This is a genomic window from Bartonella florencae (genome assembly GCF_000312525.1).
In the GTDB taxonomy this organism is placed as follows: Bacteria; Pseudomonadota; Alphaproteobacteria; order Rhizobiales; family Rhizobiaceae; genus Bartonella; species Bartonella florencae.
Genome location: NZ_HE997452.1, coordinates 163595 through 181176, shown reverse-complemented (window position 1 = coordinate 181176; position 17582 = coordinate 163595). Strand labels below are relative to the sequence as shown.

The 17582-nt window shown below is 39.4% G+C and carries 12 protein-coding genes, 1 tRNA gene and 1 pseudogene; 6 read left to right on the top strand and 8 right to left on the bottom strand.

Annotated features, from left to right (window positions below; all coding sequences use genetic code 11):
• Nucleotides 1-23 precede the first annotated feature (23 nt).
• From rpsA to aroA, 3 genes are all read right to left on the bottom strand, one after another.
• The gene (gene rpsA, locus BN202_RS03615; protein WP_019219169.1) at nt 24-1724 is read right to left on the bottom strand and encodes a 30S ribosomal protein S1; all 1701 of its coding nucleotides are present in this window, start codon (nt 1722-1724) and stop codon (nt 24-26) included.
• Nucleotides 1725-1857: 133 nt separating this feature from the next.
• Complete coding sequence (gene cmk / locus BN202_RS03610) at nt 1858-2505, bottom strand: (d)CMP kinase (protein WP_019219168.1); 648 nt, start codon at nt 2503-2505, stop codon at nt 1858-1860.
• Nucleotides 2502-3830: a 3-phosphoshikimate 1-carboxyvinyltransferase gene (gene aroA / locus BN202_RS03605; RefSeq protein WP_019219167.1), complete on the bottom strand. Its 1329-nt coding sequence runs from the start codon at nt 3828-3830 to the stop codon at nt 2502-2504. The genes cmk and aroA overlap by 4 nt, the downstream gene beginning before the upstream one ends.
• Before the next feature lie 188 nt (nt 3831-4018).
• Between aroA and BN202_RS03600 the strand changes: the two genes are divergently transcribed.
• The 3 genes from BN202_RS03600 (at nt 4019) to ilvD (ending at nt 6958) form a co-directional block, all read left to right on the top strand.
• Nucleotides 4019-4399, top strand: a complete 381-nt coding sequence (locus tag BN202_RS03600) for a TIGR02300 family protein (protein WP_019219166.1) — start codon at nt 4019-4021, stop codon at nt 4397-4399.
• Nucleotides 4400-4533: 134 nt separating this feature from the next.
• A tRNA-Ala gene (locus BN202_RS03595) sits at nt 4534-4609 on the top strand.
• Between the two features lie 510 nt (nt 4610-5119).
• A complete protein-coding gene (ilvD, locus tag BN202_RS03590; protein WP_019219165.1) occupies nt 5120-6958 on the top strand; it encodes a dihydroxy-acid dehydratase in 1839 nt (612 codons plus the stop codon).
• A gap of 328 nt (nt 6959-7286) precedes the next feature.
• Here the strand turns inward: ilvD and mutS are convergent, their stop codons facing one another.
• Complete coding sequence (mutS, locus tag BN202_RS03585) at nt 7287-10031, bottom strand: DNA mismatch repair protein MutS (RefSeq protein WP_019219164.1); 2745 nt, start codon at nt 10029-10031, stop codon at nt 7287-7289.
• 210 nt (nt 10032-10241) lie between these two features.
• Here mutS and BN202_RS03580 point away from each other — a divergent pair, with 210 nt between their 5' ends.
• The gene (locus BN202_RS03580) at nt 10242-12539 is read left to right on the top strand and encodes an NADP-dependent malic enzyme (protein WP_034987207.1); all 2298 of its coding nucleotides are present in this window, start codon (nt 10242-10244) and stop codon (nt 12537-12539) included.
• A 53-nt stretch (nt 12540-12592) separates the two neighbouring features.
• Here the strand turns inward: BN202_RS03580 and secB are convergent, their stop codons facing one another.
• Both secB and BN202_RS03570 read right to left on the bottom strand, forming a co-directional pair.
• On the bottom strand, nt 12593-13075 hold the full coding sequence (gene secB, locus BN202_RS03575) for a protein-export chaperone SecB (protein WP_019219162.1): 483 nt from the start codon (nt 13073-13075) through the stop codon (nt 12593-12595).
• Between the two features lie 145 nt (nt 13076-13220).
• Complete coding sequence (locus tag BN202_RS03570) at nt 13221-13727, bottom strand: FxsA family protein (protein WP_019219161.1); 507 nt, start codon at nt 13725-13727, stop codon at nt 13221-13223.
• Between the two features lie 204 nt (nt 13728-13931).
• Between BN202_RS03570 and BN202_RS03565 the strand changes: the two genes are divergently transcribed.
• Together BN202_RS03565 and BN202_RS03560 are read left to right on the top strand one after the other, a co-directional pair.
• Nucleotides 13932-14630 carry a Tim44/TimA family putative adaptor protein gene (locus tag BN202_RS03565; RefSeq protein WP_019219160.1) on the top strand — a complete coding sequence of 233 codons (699 nt, stop codon included), beginning with the start codon at nt 13932-13934 and terminating at the stop codon, nt 14628-14630.
• A gap of 58 nt (nt 14631-14688) precedes the next feature.
• Nucleotides 14689-15273, top strand: a complete 585-nt coding sequence (locus BN202_RS03560) for a Smr/MutS family protein (RefSeq protein ID WP_198005542.1) — start codon at nt 14689-14691, stop codon at nt 15271-15273.
• Nucleotides 15274-15599: 326 nt separating this feature from the next.
• Here BN202_RS03560 and BN202_RS03555 read toward each other — a convergent pair whose 3' ends face one another.
• Nucleotides 15600-16601 carry an Hsp33 family molecular chaperone gene (locus tag BN202_RS03555; protein WP_019219158.1) on the bottom strand — a complete coding sequence of 334 codons (1002 nt, stop codon included), beginning with the start codon at nt 16599-16601 and terminating at the stop codon, nt 15600-15602.
• 32 nt (nt 16602-16633) lie between these two features.
• A pseudogene (gene argF, locus BN202_RS03550) lies at nt 16634-17571 on the bottom strand (ornithine carbamoyltransferase).
• Between the last annotated feature and the right edge of the window lie 11 nt (nt 17572-17582).

The window sequence follows — 17582 nt, the reverse complement described above, 5'->3', positions numbered from 1 at the left end:
ACAATTATTTTAAAAATTGCACATTAATCTTGTTCTTGTTTTTTCAAAGCAGCACCAAGAATATCACCAAGCGAAGCTCCTGAATCTGTAGAACCATATTGTGCAACAGCTTCTTTTTCCTCTGCAATTTCTAAAGCTTTGATAGACACTGAGATTTTACGTGTTTTCTTATCAAATGTAGTGATGCGGGCATCCACTCTCTGACCAATTGAAAAGCGTTCAGGACGTTGTTCATCACGATCACGAGCCAAATCAGCACGGCGAATGGTCGTTTCAAGATTGTGATCAATCAATTTTACACCGATGTCATTTTCATTCACGGCTGTCACTTCACATGTTACAACAGCGCCTTTGCGAAGTTCACCGGAAGCTGCTGCCTCTCCAACTTTATCGCTGGACAGTTGTTTAATTCCAAGAGAGATACGCTCTTTTTCAACATCAACATCCAGAACCACAGCTTTAACGACATCCCCTTTATTGTAAGTATCAATGACTTGTTCACCAGGACGATTCCAGTCAAGATCAGAGAGATGAACCATACCATCAACATCGCCTTCAAGACCAATGAAGAGACCAAACTCGGTTTTATTTTTAACTTCTCCTTCGATTTGCGAATTGACAGGAAATTTATTTGCAAAAGCTTCCCATGGGTTTTCAAATGTTTGCTTTAAGCCAAGAGAAATACGTCGTTTAGAAGGATCAATTTCAAGCACCACCACTTCTACTTCTTGTGATGTAGATAAAATTTTCCCAGGATGAACATTTTTCTTTGTCCAACTCATTTCGGAAACATGGATCAGTCCTTCGATTCCTGGCTCTATTTCAACAAAACCACCGTAATCTGTAATGTTTGTAACAGCCCCAGTGATTTTTTTACCCACGGGATATCTTGCACTAATGCTTTCCCAAGGATCACTTTCAAGTTGTTTCATGCCAAGAGAAATACGGTGTGTATCTTGATTGATGCGAATAATTTGGACTTTAATCGTTTGCCCAATAGTAAGTACTTCAGATGGATGGTTAACACGTCGCCAAGCCATATCCGTAACGTGTAAGAGACCATCGATTCCACCAAGATCAACAAAAGCACCATAATCAGTAATATTTTTAACCACACCTTCAACGATTTGGTTTTCTTCGAGATTTTGTACGATTTCTGAGCGTTGCTCGGCACGACTTTCCTCTAAAACAGTACGACGTGAGACAACAATATTGCCACGACGACGATCCATTTTTAAAATTTCAAAGGATTGTGCATTATGCATGAGAGGTGAAACATCACGAATGGGGCGAATATCAACTTGGCTACGAGGCAAAAATGCAACAGCACCATCAAGATCGACTGTAAAGCCACCTTTGACTTGACTAAAGATCACACCATCGACACGCACACCAGCATTGAATTTTTCTTCTAAACGAATCCAGCTTTCTTCACGCCGTGCTTTTTCACGCGATAAGACAGCTTCTCCCATCGCATTTTCAATGCGTTCAATGTAAACTTCAACTTCATCGCCAATTTGCAAGGAGCCATCTTTTCCTTTAGCTCCAAACTCTTTGAGTGGAATACGTCCTTCGACTTTAAGTCCAGCATCAATAATGGCCATGTCTTTTTCGATTGCAATGATACGGCCTTTAACAACGGATCCTTCACTAAGATCATTGGTTTGAAAAGATTCCATGAGAAGGGCTTCGAAATCCGCTGTTGTAGGATTGTATTGTGACATAAGAACTCCTGATACATACCTTAAATTTACAAGGTATAAGCGCTAGGTTAGTGTTGACACGATGTAACTTCCTGCCTTTTCCCTTAATACAGGAAGAAAAATTAGCGCACGGCCGGAAATCACCTTAACGGTTTCATCCAATTATATGCGCTTTTATGATTGGATCAATAAAAGTGCATGCAATTGCAAATGTTGCTTCTATACCCAATTCTGACGTATCAAGCAAGTGGGCGTTTTTTGCTGGTCTGAGCGGGCTTTGTTTGCGGGTTATATCGCGGTTATCACGCTGTTCAAGTTGCGCCAAGATTTCATGATAATCTGCCTTCATTCCTTTTTTTAAGATCTCCTGATAGCGGCGTTTTGCACGTATTTCAACATTGGCTAGAAGATAAAGCTTAATATCAGCATCAGGACAAACCACAGTGCCAATATCACGTCCATCAAGTACACTGCCGGGTAAAATTTTAGCAAAACCACGTTGTTTAGTAACAAGAATTTCACGGACAGCAGGGTTGAGTGCTATTTTAGAGGCAGCTTCACCAAGCTCATGAGAAGAGAGAAGAGCTGGATTTAGAGTATTAAAATCAAGTTCTTTAGCGTAAGTGATAGCACTTTTTTCATCATCAAGAGCCAATTTTTGTTGTAAAAGCGCATAGGCAACGCCGCGATAAGTAAGACCAGTATCGAGATAATGAAGATGATAATGTGTAGCAATTTTGCGTGCTAATGTTCCTTTTCCTGAAGCTGCTGGTCCATCAATTGCAATCACAAAGGGTTTCAAGCGATTTTCCCTCCAAGTTGTTTTATGAAAGGGATAAATTCTGGAAAACTGGTAGCGATCATTCGTTTATCATCAATGGTAACAGGTTTTTCTGAGGCGAGTCCAAAAACAAGAAAGCACATAGCAATTCGATGATCAAGATGTGTGGTAACCTGTCCACCACCCAAACCTTTAGCGGAGCCTTTTCCATGAACAATGAGATAATTTCTTCCTTCTTCACAATCAACATGATTGATTTTGAGTCCTTGAGCAACAGCAAACAGTCGATCTGATTCTTTAACGCGTAATTCTTCAATTCCTAGCATAATTGTTTTCCCTTCAGCAAAGGCTGCTGCTACCGCCAAAGCGGGGTATTCATCAATCATGGATGGGGCACGTTCTTTAGGCACACTGACGCCTTTTAATACTGATGATTTGACTCGCAGATCGGCGACATTTTCGCCTCCTGTTTGACGTTGATTTAAAAATTCAATTTGAGCTCCCATTTCCCATAATGTTTCGATAAGACCCATTCGAGAAGGGTTTATAAGAACATTTTCAATAGTAATATCAGAATCTTCTACAAGAAGAGCGGCGATTAATGGAAAAGCCGCAGAAGAAGGGTCTCCTGGAACATATATCGTTTGTCCGGTAAGGTGTTGTTGACCATTCAGATGAATAAAACGTGTACCTTCTGCATCTATTTCTGTCTCAATTTTAGCACCAAATGCTTTTAACATTTTTTCTGTATGGTCTCGTGTAGGAACTGGTTCAACAACCGTTGTGGTGCCAGCGGTATTAAGTCCAGCAAGCAGGATTGCAGATTTAACTTGGGCAGAAGCCATGGGAATACGGTAGCAAATCGGATTAGCCATTTTCGGCCCATAAAGCGTCACAGGGAGACGATCACCATGGGTTGCTTCAATTTCAACACCCATGAGGCGCAGTGGGTCAAGAATACGCCCCATCGGGCGCTTGGATAAAGAGGCATCACCGATAAAAGTTGTTTTCATATGATAAGGCCCAACCATTCCCATAACCAAGCGAGCCCCTGTTCCAGCATTGCCAAAATTGAGAGGTTTTTGTGCCGCTAAAAGGCAGCCATTTCCTGTTCCCCGAATACTCCAAAGACCATTTTTCTGCAGAATACAAGCACCCATAGCTTGCATAGCTGCAGCTGTATTGAGTACATCATCGCTTTCAAGAAGTCCGTGAATATGTGTTTCACCACTTGCGAGCCCTCCCAATATTAGAGAGCGATGGGAAATCGATTTATCCCCTGGTATTTTAATTTTGCCAGAAAGACTGCTGGATTTGTAAGCGGTTATGGAGATTGCTTTTTGCATAGAAGTTCTATCTAATTTTACCTGTATTTTGCTCAATTAAGTTTTCTTTAGCATATGCTTTTAAGGGCGTCATGAGGAAATCAATGTGAAATGATGTATTTATCTTTGACAAAGACCTTATTTTTTGATTAAGCACCATAAAATTTATTTTTTAACAAAATTATAGTTAACCAAAAGAGGCATGATTCATGGCAAAACAGGATCTTGGAACTAAGCGTGTTGATCCAGAAACGGGAAAGAAATTTTACGATCTTAACCGCGACCCTATCGTATCGCCTTACACAGGGATTTCTTATCCGCGTTCTTATTTTGAGGTTGCGGCAGCTGAAGCAAATAATGAAGAGGATGTTGATACTGAAGAGCTTGATACAGCGCTTGAGAAATCTGCTTTTATGCTTCTTGAAGAAGATGGTGACGATTCTAAAGATGATGATCTTCCTGATTTAGAGGATGGTGATGTTGATCTTGGTGATGATGATGACACCTTTTTGTCTCACGATGAGGATGATGAGGATGATGATGTTGCCGATATTCTCGGAGGTGGTGTTTCTAACGATGATGATTCTTAAAAATTCAGGAGAGTTGTAAGGCTATTCTTTTAATGGGGATGCAAGATTCTTCTTGATCTTCGATTTTGATCATTCTAGAAGGCTTTTATTAAGGTTGTTACTACCTTCCTTAAAGATATAGCTGTTTTTATTGTGGGGCTATAGCTCAGCTGGGAGAGCGCTTGCATGGCATGCAAGAGGTCAGCGGTTCGATCCCGCTTAGCTCCACCACAAAGATCAATATTTTTTAAGAGAATAGTGATCTTAAAAAACTTATATACTGTGTTAAGAAATGCCCTCTTAATCTGTAGGAATGTTTCTTCATATTTTCAACAATTCCATAATCAGTCTGGTTACACTTATTGGCTATGCATTAATATTCATTGGGATTTTCTTGTCATAAAAGTGCAAGAGTAGATTGTTAATATTGGGTGATTGAGCAAATCTCTTTATAAAAAAGGGAACATTTGTTCTCACCTTTGTTGTTTAAATTTAAAGATTTTTATGCAGCTAAAAGATAGCTGTTATAGGTTTTTAAAAGCCTTCGTGATCGTTTTTTGAAGAAACTTGTATTTGAATGATAAACAATAGCTATCGAAGAAGGCTTATGCATTGGTTCTCAAATTTGTGATTTAAATGTTTCAATAAGAGGCTTTTTTTATTTATCACAGGAGAACTCTTGTTTTTAAGAGTATATTGCAGCACAACAGAGAAATTGGAATTATTTGAGGGGAAAAAATAATGCCTTCTTACCGTTCAAGAATATCGACGCATGGACGCAATATGGCAGGGGCGCGTGGTCTTTGGCGTGCAACAGGGATGAAAGAGACTGATTTTGGTAAACCTATTATTGCCATTGCGAATTCTTTTACCCAATTTGTGCCAGGGCATGTTCACTTAAAAGATCTTGGACAATTGGTCGCACAACAGATAGCAATTGCTGGCGGTGTTGCGAAAGAGTTTAATACCATTGCTGTAGATGATGGAATTGCTATGGGGCATGATGGAATGCTTTATTCTTTACCTTCGCGTGAAATCATTGCTGATTCTGTTGAATATATGGTCAATGCACATTGTGCTGATGCAATTGTTTGCATTTCCAATTGTGACAAAATTACGCCTGGTATGTTAATGGCGTCCTTACGCTTGAATATTCCAACAATCTTTGTTTCAGGCGGTCCTATGGAAGCAGGTAAAATTAAATGGAAAGGTCAGGATCTTACTGTTGATCTTGTCGATGCCATGGTTGCTGCAGCTTCGGAATATAATTCAGAAGAAGAAGTTGCTGAAATGGAGCGTTCTGCTTGTCCTACATGTGGTTCTTGTTCAGGAATGTTTACGGCTAATTCTATGAATTGTTTGACCGAAGCGTTAGGACTTTCTCTTCCGGGCAATGGGTCAGTATTAGCAACGCATAGAGATCGTCAGATGCTTTTTGAAGAGGCTGGACGACAAATTGTTGCATTGGTCAAGCGTTATTATGAACAAAAAGATGCGACAATTTTGCCGCGCTCGATTGCTTCACGCAAGGCTTTTGAAAATGCCATGACTGTGGATATTGCTATGGGGGGATCAACCAATACTGTTCTACATCTTTTAGCAGCGGCGCAAGAAGGTGAGGTGGATTTTACCATGACGGATATTGATCGCCTTTCGCGTCGTGTTCCTGTTTTATGTAAGGTTGCACCTTCTATTGCAAATGTGCATATGGAAGATGTTCATCGTGCTGGGGGCGTTATGGGGCTTTTGGGCGAATTGGATGCGGCCGGACTCATTGATACTTCTGTTTATACGGTCCATGCAAAAACGATGAAAGAAGCGCTTTGTCATTGGGATGTGAAACAGACACATGAACCAGCGGTTCATGAATTTTATCGCGCAGCGCCTGGTGGTATTCCAACACAAACAGCCTTTAGTCAATTTTGTCGCTATGAAACTCTTGATCTTGATCGTGAAAACGGAGTGATTCGTGAGAGGAAACATGCTTATTCGCAAGATGGAGGATTGGCTGTTCTTTATGGGAATCTTGCAAAAGATGGCTGTATTGTAAAAACAGCAGGTGTTGACCCATCCATTTTAACTTTTAAAGGCACAGCAAGAATTTTTGAAAGCCAAGATTCTGCGGTTTCAGCAATTTTAAATGATAAAATTAAATCAGGTGATATTGTTTTAATTCGTTATGAAGGTCCACGCGGTGGGCCTGGGATGCAAGAAATGCTCTATCCAACCAGTTATCTTAAATCCAAAGGATTAGGGAAAGTCTGTGCGCTTATAACGGATGGTCGTTTTTCAGGAGGGAGTTCTGGGCTCTCGATCGGACATATTTCTCCAGAGGCTGCTGAAGGGGGAGCGATTGCTTTGGTAGAAGAGGGCGATATCATAGAAATTGATATTCCTAATCGCACCATTCATATGTTGGTTGATGATATTGAGTTGATGCAGCGTCGCGCCAAAATGGAAGCAAAAGGAAAAACAGCTTGGCAACCAGATGAGAAGCGTGAGCGTAAAGTCTCGAAAGCTCTCAAAGCCTATGCAGCAATGACAACTTCTGCTTCAAAGGGGGCAGTCCGTAGCATATGATTATGTAAAAAATCCGGTTTATGGAAAATGAACAGAGTTATGAAAGATTTGGTAAGTGTTTTTCATACTATTCCAAGCTGATAAATTGATATGCTCTGGAAAAATATTTTAAACCAGAATACATAAGATTTTGCCAGAGAAATAAAAACAAGTGCTATGATTTTTGGGTGCCACGAATTTTTTTATAGGAAAAGAAACAATTGGGTTTAGAAAAATTTTATGCACTCACTGTATTTGTATCCATGTAAGGTTTCTTAACAGATTTTGCATGAAAGCGATGACAATATAAGCGTAAAATCTAATATGCATAAAAACATTATTTGATTTATTATAAAGGATTATTTTTTTCCAATTGTTTAAGGTGATAAAGTGCTTCTAAAGCTTGCTTAGGAGAAAGTTCATCAGGATGGATATTTTTTAAAGCTTCATGAAGCGCACAATGTTTTTGTATTTTTTCATTTGCAGGAGATGCTGCTTTAAGGGAAAAGAGTGGCAAATCATCAATGAGTTTATGTCCTTTTCCAGCCATTTCACCCTGTTCTAATTGATGTAGCACATTTGTAGCACGGGTAATAACGGCTGGTGGAAGACCGGCAAGCTTTGCAACTTGTACGCCATAGGACCGATCTGCGGCGCCTGGTGTTACTTCATGAAGAAAAACCACCTCACCATCCCAATTTTTAACTTTCATTGTAACATTATGAAGGCGTTCAAGCTTTTCGGTCAGGGCTGTCATTTCATGAAAATGCGTGGCAAGAATAGCACGACAGTGATTAACTTCATGAAGATATTCAACGGCAGCCCAAGCAATGGAAAGGCCATCAAAGGTTGATGTTCCCCGTCCAATTTCATCAAGAATCACAAGGGACTTGTGACTAGCATGATTAAGAATCGTTGCTGTTTCAACCATTTCCATCATAAAAGTTGAGCGTCCTCGTGCAAGATCATCAGAAGCACCAACACGACTAAATAAGCGATCAACAACGCCGACATGTGCTGAAGCCGCTGGAACGAAGGAACCCATTTGCGCCATAATAGCAATGAGAGCATTTTGCCGTAAAAAAGTAGATTTTCCTCCCATATTGGGGCCTGTCAACAGCCAGATTGCCGCATATTGATGATTATCTTGTACGGATAGATCACAGTTATTGGCAACAAAAGGCTCTGCTGCTTGTTTACGAAGCGCTTGCTCTACGACAGGATGGCGCCCCGCGGTGATATGAAAGGTAAGAGAATGATCAATTTTAGGACGACAATATCCTTGTTCTTCAGCCAGATGCGCCAATGCAACCGATACATCCAAAATAGCAAGTGCTTCAGCAGCGTTATGAATGAAATCAACCTGTTCAGTAATTTCATGCACAAGAGTATCAAAAATTTCTAGCTCAAGTGTCATAGCGTGGTTAGCGGCATGGGCAATACGGCTTTCAAGGTCGGCAAGTTCTGTTGTGGTAAAGCGCATAGCACTTGCCATTGTTTGGCGATGAATAAAACGTGCTTTGGCTTGCGGGCTATTGGTAAGTGCAGATGCTTGTATATTGGTTACTTCAATGAAGTAGCCTAGAATATTATTATGCTTGATTTTAAGAGTCTTAATATCTGTTTCTTGGGCATATTGCGCTTGAAGTTCCAAAATAACACGGCGAGATTCATCGCGTAAAGCACGCATTTCATCGAGCTCTTTATGATATTGCGGGCGAATGAAACCGCCATCACGTTTAAGCAATGGAAGATCATCCGCTAATGCTTTTTCTAAATGACAATGTAAAGCAGTAGGGAGATGTGAGAAAACCTGTTGTACGTCACTTATTTCTTGAGGAAGCAATTCATTGTTAAGAAGCTGGTGAATCTCACGAATAATTTCAAAGCCGCGCTGGATTGCTGCCATATCACGAGGACCACCTCGTCCAAGTGCCAAACGTGAAACTGCGCGCGGCATATCTGGTCCCCCTTTTAAAATAAGCTTTATGGCTTCTGCAAGGGAGGTGTTTCGTAAAAAAAAGGCAACCGAATTGAGACGATGTTCAATAGCCGAAGGCGTGGTAAGAGGAGCAATAAGGCGATCAACAAGAAGACGTGATCCTCCTCCCGTGACAGTGCGATCAATGGCTTTTAATAAGCTTCCATCTCGTTGTCCTGATGTGGTTCGAACCAATTCAAGACTGAGTCTGGTTGCAGCATCAATGAAAAGGGTAGCACTTTCATTTTGGCGCTCAGGACGCATGAGAGGAGGACGATGTGTGATTTGTGTTTTTTCGATATAACGAATAGCAGCAGCAATTGCAGAAAGTTCTGGACGCGAATAATCGGCAACACCTTCAAGGGTTGAGAGTTTAAAATAACTGCAAATATCGCGTTCAGCGGTAACTGCATCAAAGAGACTAGCAGGTTGAGGAGAAATGATGCGATCCAGCACATGAAAAAGTGCCTTGTGGGATTTATCATGAAAAAAAGAATCAGCCACAATGATTTCTTGTGGGTCTACGCGCATAATGTCTGCCAAAAGTTTTTCATGACGGCTTTCGGTTACACGGAAGATGCCTGTTGAGATATCAATCCAAGAAAGCGCAAAATCTTCTCCCTCATGAGTTTTGATGCGGGCAAGTGTCATCAGATAATTCGCACGCGTTGGATCAAGGAGCTTTTCTTCGGTTATGGTTCCAGGTGTTACAAGGCGGACGACATCACGGCGAACAACCGATTTTGATCCACGTTTTTTTGCTTCTGCAGGATCTTCTGTTTGTTCACAAACAGCAACGCGGTATCCGCGAGCAATGAGTTTTTGCAAATAATCATCAGCAGCATGAACAGGAACACCACACATAGGAATATCTTCACCCAAATGTTTTCCACGTGTTGTGAGTGTAATTCCTAAAGCTTGAGAAGCTTCAACCGCATCATTAAAAAAGAGTTCATAGAAATCACCCATACGATAAAAAAGCAGGGAATCATTATTGACTGCCTTGATTTCTATATATTGCTCCATCATAGGTGTGAGACGTTGTTGATGAGAAGCAGATGAGGGAGCGGGCTGTGGAATTAAATTATTTTTATGGTTTATTTTCTTCTCCATGTTTTGTGTGCCTGTCTCTCTCAAGTGAAGCTTTGATATCCTTTTTTGTTTACTTCAAGGCTTATCTTCATTATCTCTGAATTAAAATGCATAATCGTATTTGTAAGAGAAATCATAGCGATTTCTAGCATGTGAAGCAAATTTTAAAATTGGATAATGACACACATTATAGAGCAGAATTTGCAAGGTTTGTGGAGAAGATTGAGTGATATGAAAAAAAGTGAGCAAGATCAAAAGACATCTCAAACGATTTATAACGCTAGTGAGCGAGAAGCCCTTGATTTTCATAGTCGTGGTCGGCCTGGAAAGCTTGAAATTGTTGCAACTAAGTCTATGGCAACACAGCATGATTTAGCACTTGCTTATTCACCAGGTGTTGCTGTTCCGGTTAAAGCCATTGCTCAAAATCCAGCCTGTGCTTATGATTACACAGCAAAGGGCAATCTTGTTGCGGTTATCTCAAATGGAACAGCTATTTTGGGTTTAGGCAATTTAGGTGCTCTTGCATCTAAGCCAGTGATGGAAGGCAAAGCAGTGCTTTTTAAACGCTTTGCCGATATTGATTCCATTGATCTAGAAATTGATACAAACGATCCAGAAACTTTTATCAATCTTGTGCGTCATTTGGAACCTTCTTTTGGTGGCATCAATCTTGAAGATATTAAAGCACCAGAGTGTTTTATGATTGAGAGCCGCTTACGCGAGGTAATGAAGATTCCTGTTTTTCATGATGATCAACATGGTACAGCAATTATTGTCGCTGCTGGTGCGCTCAATGCTTTGAAGCTAACAGGGCGTGATATGCAAAATACGCGGTTAGTCTGTAATGGTGCTGGTTCTGCCGGTATTGCTTGTATTGAACTGATTAAGGCGATGGGATTTCGATCTGAAAATATTATCCTTTGTGATACAAAGGGTGTTGTCTATGAAGGGCGTAAAGAGGGAATGAATCAGTGGAAGTCTGCCCATGCTGTTCGAACGGATAAACGTACACTTGCTGAAGCAATGGAAGGCGCTGACATGTTTTTTGGGGTTTCTGCTAAAGGTGCAATTACCCCTGAGATGGTAAAGTCCATGGCACCACGGCCGATCATTTTTGCTATGGCTAATCCCGATCCAGAAATTACCCCAGAAGAGGTTATGCAAGTACGTAGTGATGCCATTGTGGCAACAGGTCGCTCGGATTATCCAAATCAGATTAACAATGTTCTTTGTTTTCCTTATATTTTTCGTGGTGCACTTGATGTTCGTGCAACGGTTATCAATGAGGATATGAAGATTGCTGCTGCAAAGGCTCTTGCTCGTTTGGCGCATGAGGAAGTGCCTGACAGTGTTGCAGAAGCCTACCGTGGAAAGCGATTAAAATTTGGGCCAAATTATATCATCCCTGTTCCTTTTGATCCACGTTTGTTTACAGTTGTTTCAATGGCGGTGGCAAAAGCAGCAATGGAAAGCGGTGTTGCCCAGAAGCACATTGATGATTTAGAAGCTTATGAGCGTGATTTGAATGCAAGACGTGATCCAACTTCTTCCATGATGCGTGGCGTTTATAATCATGTTCGTCAAGCCCCAAAACAAATCGTTTTTGCAGAAGGTGAAGAAGAGCCGATCATGCGGGCTGCTGTTTCCTATGTTCATCAAAAACTAGGAAAAGTGATTTTGATTGGTCGTGAAGAACAAGTGAAAGAAACTGCTGCTGTTGCTGGTATTGACCTTGAGCGTGAAGGTATTTCTATCATGAACGCTAAGCTTTCCTGTCGCACGGATGCTTATGCGAATTATCTTTATACGAAAATGCAACGCCAAGGTTGGTTGTTGCGTGATTGTCACCGTCGTATCAATAATGACCGCAATTATTTTGCTGCTTGTATGGTCGCACTAGGCGATGCTGATGCCATGGTTACAGGGGTAACACGCAATTATGAAACAGCGCTGATTGATATACGTCGAGTGATTGATGAAAAACCAAAAGAACGGTTGATTGGTATCTCAATGGCTATTTGCCGTGGGCGAACTGTATTTATTGCGGATACTGCTGTTTATGAAGATCCTAACGCTGAAGAACTTGCTGATATAGCGGAACAAACAGCGTCTTTTGTTCATGGGTTTGGATATCAGTCAAGAGTTGCTTTTGTAGCATTTTCTACTTTTGGTTACATGAAAGGAAAAGTTACGCAGCATATTCAGGATGCTATTAATATTTTGCATGAACGTCGAGTTGACTTTGAATTTGATGGAGAAATGAGTGCTGATGTGGCGCTCAATTTAAAATTGATGCAGCAATATCCCTTTATGGGATTAACGAAACCAGCGAATATTTTAATAATGCCTGGATTTCATGCCTCTTCTATTGCGAACAAAATGTTGCAAGAGCTTGGTGAGGCGACCATTATTGGACCTATTTTGATTGGATTAGAAAAATCTGTTCAAATTGTTCCATTTAGTGGAAATGACACCGATGTTGTCAATATTGCAATGCTTGCGGCTTACCATGCGAAAAAATTGTAAAAAATAAAGGCCACTGATATTTCAGGGCCTTTTTTGTAATAAAAAACAAACTTTTAAGAAGGTTGCGTTTGGCTCTGATTGTCTTTTTGTTCTTCAGCAAGACGTTTTTGAAACAATGCTGCAAAATCAATCGGGTCAAGCCACAAAGGCGGAAAACCACCATTTTGGGTAGCATCAGATATGATTTGTCGCGCAAATGGAAACAAAAGACGAGGACATTCAATAAAAACAAGAGGCATAACATGCTCTTGTGGAATGTTTTTAATATGGAAAACACCGCCATAAATGAGCTCTACATGAAACAATGTTTCAGCATCATCAGCTGCTTTTACGGAGAGGGACAAAACGACATCATAATTGTCATCACCAACTGGATTCGCATTGACATTAATATTGATATCGATTTGTGGTGCTTTTTCACGCGGACGCAGTGAACGAGGAGCGCTCGGATTCTCGAATGAGAAATCTTTTAAATATTGAGTTAATACAGCAAAAACGGGCTCTCCACCACTGTTGTTTATTTCACTTTCGGCCATAGTACAAACCTTCTCATTATAATGATGTATATATTTCTATCTAGATCTAAAGATCAAGCTGGTTATCATGCCTTGCAAAAGGTTGCAAGAAACGCTCTTCTTGTCTTGCTGATTTTTTTAGTTCATTACAGAATTTTTTAGCGTTTCAATGATTATCATCATTTTTACGCCATGGGGATTCTGTAGTATCATAAACTTTGTAGTCTTCTGCTTTAAGGTCAATTATTTTTTCAGAATCTTTTTGAGCATTGGTTTTATTTTTAGTATGAATGCCCATTTTGTTTCTAAATGATGAGAAGAAATGCCAAATAAGAGAACGCAGTGGCTTAATAAGGAGTAATATTCCCAAAATATCGCTTACAAATCCAGGCAGAATAAGCAAAATTGCGCCACCCATGATGAAAACATCATCTATACTATTGTTTTCTAATCTACGTCCTTGGATAAGTTCACGTTGTATATTTTTTAAAAGGCTAACCCCTTGAATTCGCAACAAAAGGCTCCCAGCTATTGTTGTGAGAACAATCAAACTCAAAGTTGCTAGAATTCCAATTTCTTTGCCAACAAAGATAAAACCAGCAATTTCTATCAAGAAAGCGCTGAGGAGGATAATGACAAAAAAGCGAAGATTTATAGGGTAAGACTTTATCACATGAAAATTCCTCTTTGGAGAGTTTAAAGTAAAAAATCATTAAGAGCTATTCTTTTCAACGTAAATGAATAGAAACTATAAAAATAAAGAGAGGCTATAAAAACATTTGAATAGTAGATTCCTTATTTTACATATTTATTGATAAATGCTATTGACTAAAATGTTTATTACAGATCATTTTAGGCTTGGAGATTAACAGCACCCATGGAATTTGACATTATACTTGTCATAGCTCTTGTTATTATGGTTATCGTTTTTGTGCAACTCCGTAATGTATTAGGAAAACGGATTGGTTTTGAGAAACCTCCCTTTGATCCTTATTCGCGTTGTTCTAAAAAACAAGCTCAAGCTGAGGCAGAAACGACAGAGAATATTGTTTCGTTCCCTCATAAGGGCAATTCGAAGAAAAATGATTTTAGCGAAATTGATGCAATTTCGCCAGAAGGAAGTGCATTAAATGAAGGTTTAAGAGCGATTCGCAAAATTGATTTTCATTTTTCTCCTCAATTTTTTATAAAAGGTGCAGGGGTTGCTTATGAAATGATTGTCACAGCTTTTGCTAAAGGTGATCGTGAACAACTAAAAAAATTGCTTTCTCAAGATGTTTTTAAAAGCTTTTGTGCTGCCATTGAGAAACGCGAAAACAATAATGAAAGAATTCAGTTTACTTTTGTTGGAATCAATAAAATTGAGTTTGTTGCAGCAGCAGTACAGAACAAGGACGAATTTGTAACTGTGCGTATTATCAGTGAAATGATTTCCGTAACCTATAATGAGCAAGGAGAGCCGATAGATGGTGATCCTGATGCGATTGTAGAAATTAGAGATATTTGGACCTTTGTGCGCAATAGCCTATCGTCAGATCCAAATTGGAAGCTTTTTGCAACAGAAGATGAAAATTAAACTCTCTTTTTTCCATAAGATTATATAAAGCAAGCTTTATAAGAGATTGAAGATTGAAATATCCATGGGTGAATGGAGACAAAAAAAGGGGGATTTGATTTCACAAGATCGTCTTTTATGGGAGATGGTTTGTCGTACAATAACACCACTTCATGATAAGCTTCCTTCTTCTCTTACAAAAGATGCTGAAAATATTAATAATAAAAAACAGCATGCAATTCCAATTTTTCCATTGTTTCTGGAGAATCAACAAAGACAAACAGTTATAAAAACAGAAAAGGGAGCGGGTAGCTCAGCACATAAAATCCATTTTTTTGATCGTGTTGCATATCGTAAAATTGCCAAAGGTCATTATCCTATAGAGGCGCGTCTTGATCTTCATGGTTGTATGCAGGAAGAAGCTTATTTTTTCTTAAAAGAATTTTTACAAACATCTCAGCAGAGTGGATTGCGTTATGTACTTGTGATTACAGGAAAAGGCCGTTCACTTGGAAGTGATGGTGCTCTGTATCAGTTTGTGCCTCGTTGGTTATCAACACCAACTTTTCGATATTATGTTCATGCTTTTGAAGAGGCAGCTCGCCAGCATGGGGGTAGAGGTGCACTTTATATTTCACTGCGTCGTTTTGTGTCGCGTAAGTAAATAATTTTTGATTATTCATAAGAAGATTCAAAAAGGGTAATATAATTATATGCAATGCATTTATTCAATCTAAAAAATGTGATTTGTCATTAAAATAAATAGCTTAATAAATGAAAAAGGATTCAAAAAAACAAAGCATATTTTGAAGTCCTTTTGCCATAAGCATAGAGACTGTGTGTTGCTTTGAAAAATTGTATGCTTTATAGTCAATAAAAAAGCCGTTAGCTCTAAAAGAGCAAGAAGTACTAAAATATTTTAAAGGTTTGCTTTCGTTGTCTTTAAGACTTAATTATAATAAATATTTTCTGAGTTGTCAGAAATATTTGTTATGTTTTTTCTTCAGAAAATTCTTGCAGTTTAAAACGGTAAGTTGTTGAGCAAAATTCACATGTAACGGAAATATATTTATTTTCAACCATTTCATTTCGTTCATTACTGGGAAAGCTTTCCAGCATTTCTTTAATTTTTTCACGTGAACAAGAGCATTGGTCGATAAGAGAAAAAGGATTAAAAACTCTAACACTGTGTTCATGGAAAAGACGAAATAATAACCGCTTACTACCGACTTGAGGATCTGTTAACTCTGCATTTTCAATGGTTGCTGTCAGTGCTTTGGCTTCTTGCCATTGATCTTCAAATTGTGCAGAAGTTTTGGTTTTTTCTTGTTTTTGACCTAGATCACATGTTTCATGATGAGAGGATGCTTTGGGCAAGAATTGCGTCAAAAGTCCTCCTGCTCGCCAGAGTTTCTGTGTTTTTCTTTGTGGATCTCGGTTGATTAATATAGCGACTGCCAAACGAATATCGGTAGGAATTTGTTCTGATTGATCAAAATAAATACGGGAAGCTTTTTGTAAATTTGTTCCCTCTAATGCAACGATTCCTTGATAGGGTTGCGTATGGGGACCTTGGTCAATGGTAAAAGCTAGAGTACCTTTTCCAAGCAAGGCTTCTGAAGATATTTGATCATTGGCGATTGCTTTTTTGAGCAGTTCTTTATTAAAGCGCGCATAACCACGTAGACTAGAGGGAGGAGAAAAATCACATACCAACATATTAACTGGTCCATTGGAATGGGTTTGTAAAATAAATTTCCCCTTAAGTTTTAAGGAAGTTCCAAGTAAAACGGTCAAAACCAACGCTTCTGCAAGAAGATAAGAAACGGGTTCAGGATATTGGTGTCTTGTAAGAATAGAATTTAAAGCTTCACCAAGTTGTACAGCACGTCCACGAATATCAAGTTCTTCGACTTGAAAGGGAATAACAGTATCATCTTCACTCAAGTGGATATTATTGAGAGAAGATTCATTCGTGATTTTTCCATGCATATCTTTGCCTTTTATATGATTTGTTGTGTAAGCTATTGTGAAGAGAAAAATACATCTTGTAAACACCACGCAAGAATTGCTTTTTGCGCATGAAGACGGTTTTCAGCTTCGTCAAAGACAACAGAATGCGCTCCGTCTATCACACCGCATCGACAATTTCTTCCCCACGATGAGCAGGAAGACAATGCATGAAAAGAGCATCGGGTTTAGCAAATTCCATGAGAGCTTCATTGGCTTGATAAGGTTGAAAAATAGAATGATTGCGGGCACAAAATTCTTGTCCCATAGAAAGCCATGTATCAGTTATCACACAGTCAGCATCTTTGGCAGCCTTTTGAGGATTATGGGTCAGTGTAATATGAGCTCCTCGTTCACGTGCCCAGTGAACAAATTTTTCTTGTGGTTCGCAACCTTTTGGAGTGGCAATACGTAGATGAAAATGAAAAAGAGCAGCCGCTTCGATTAAGGAATGAAGTACATTATTACCATCTCCCATCCAAGCAAATATTTTATTCGCAACTGATCCACGATGTTCTTCATAGGTCAAGATATCTGTTAGAATTTGGCAAGGATGTGTGTCATCTGTGAGGGCATTAATAACAGGAATTTGTGCATATTGTGCCAATTCGAGCATCCGGTTATGTGTTGTTGTTCGTAATGTAACGATATCTACAAAACGCGATAAAATCCGTGCTGTATCAGCGATGGTTTCACAATGACCAAGTTGCATCTCTGAACCCGTTAGCATGATTGTATCACTACCAAGCTGGCGCATGCTGATATCAAATGAAACGCGTGTTCGTGTGGAAGGTTTTTCAAAAATCATTGTCAGTGCTTTACCAACAAAAGGTTTTGAACTTATTCCTGCTTTGAAAGATGCTTTGAGGTTTTTCGCATAATCGATAAGTGCGCGTGCTATTTGCGGAGTTAAAATAGATAAATCGGTGAAGTGGCGAAGAGCATTTATCATGTTTATAATAC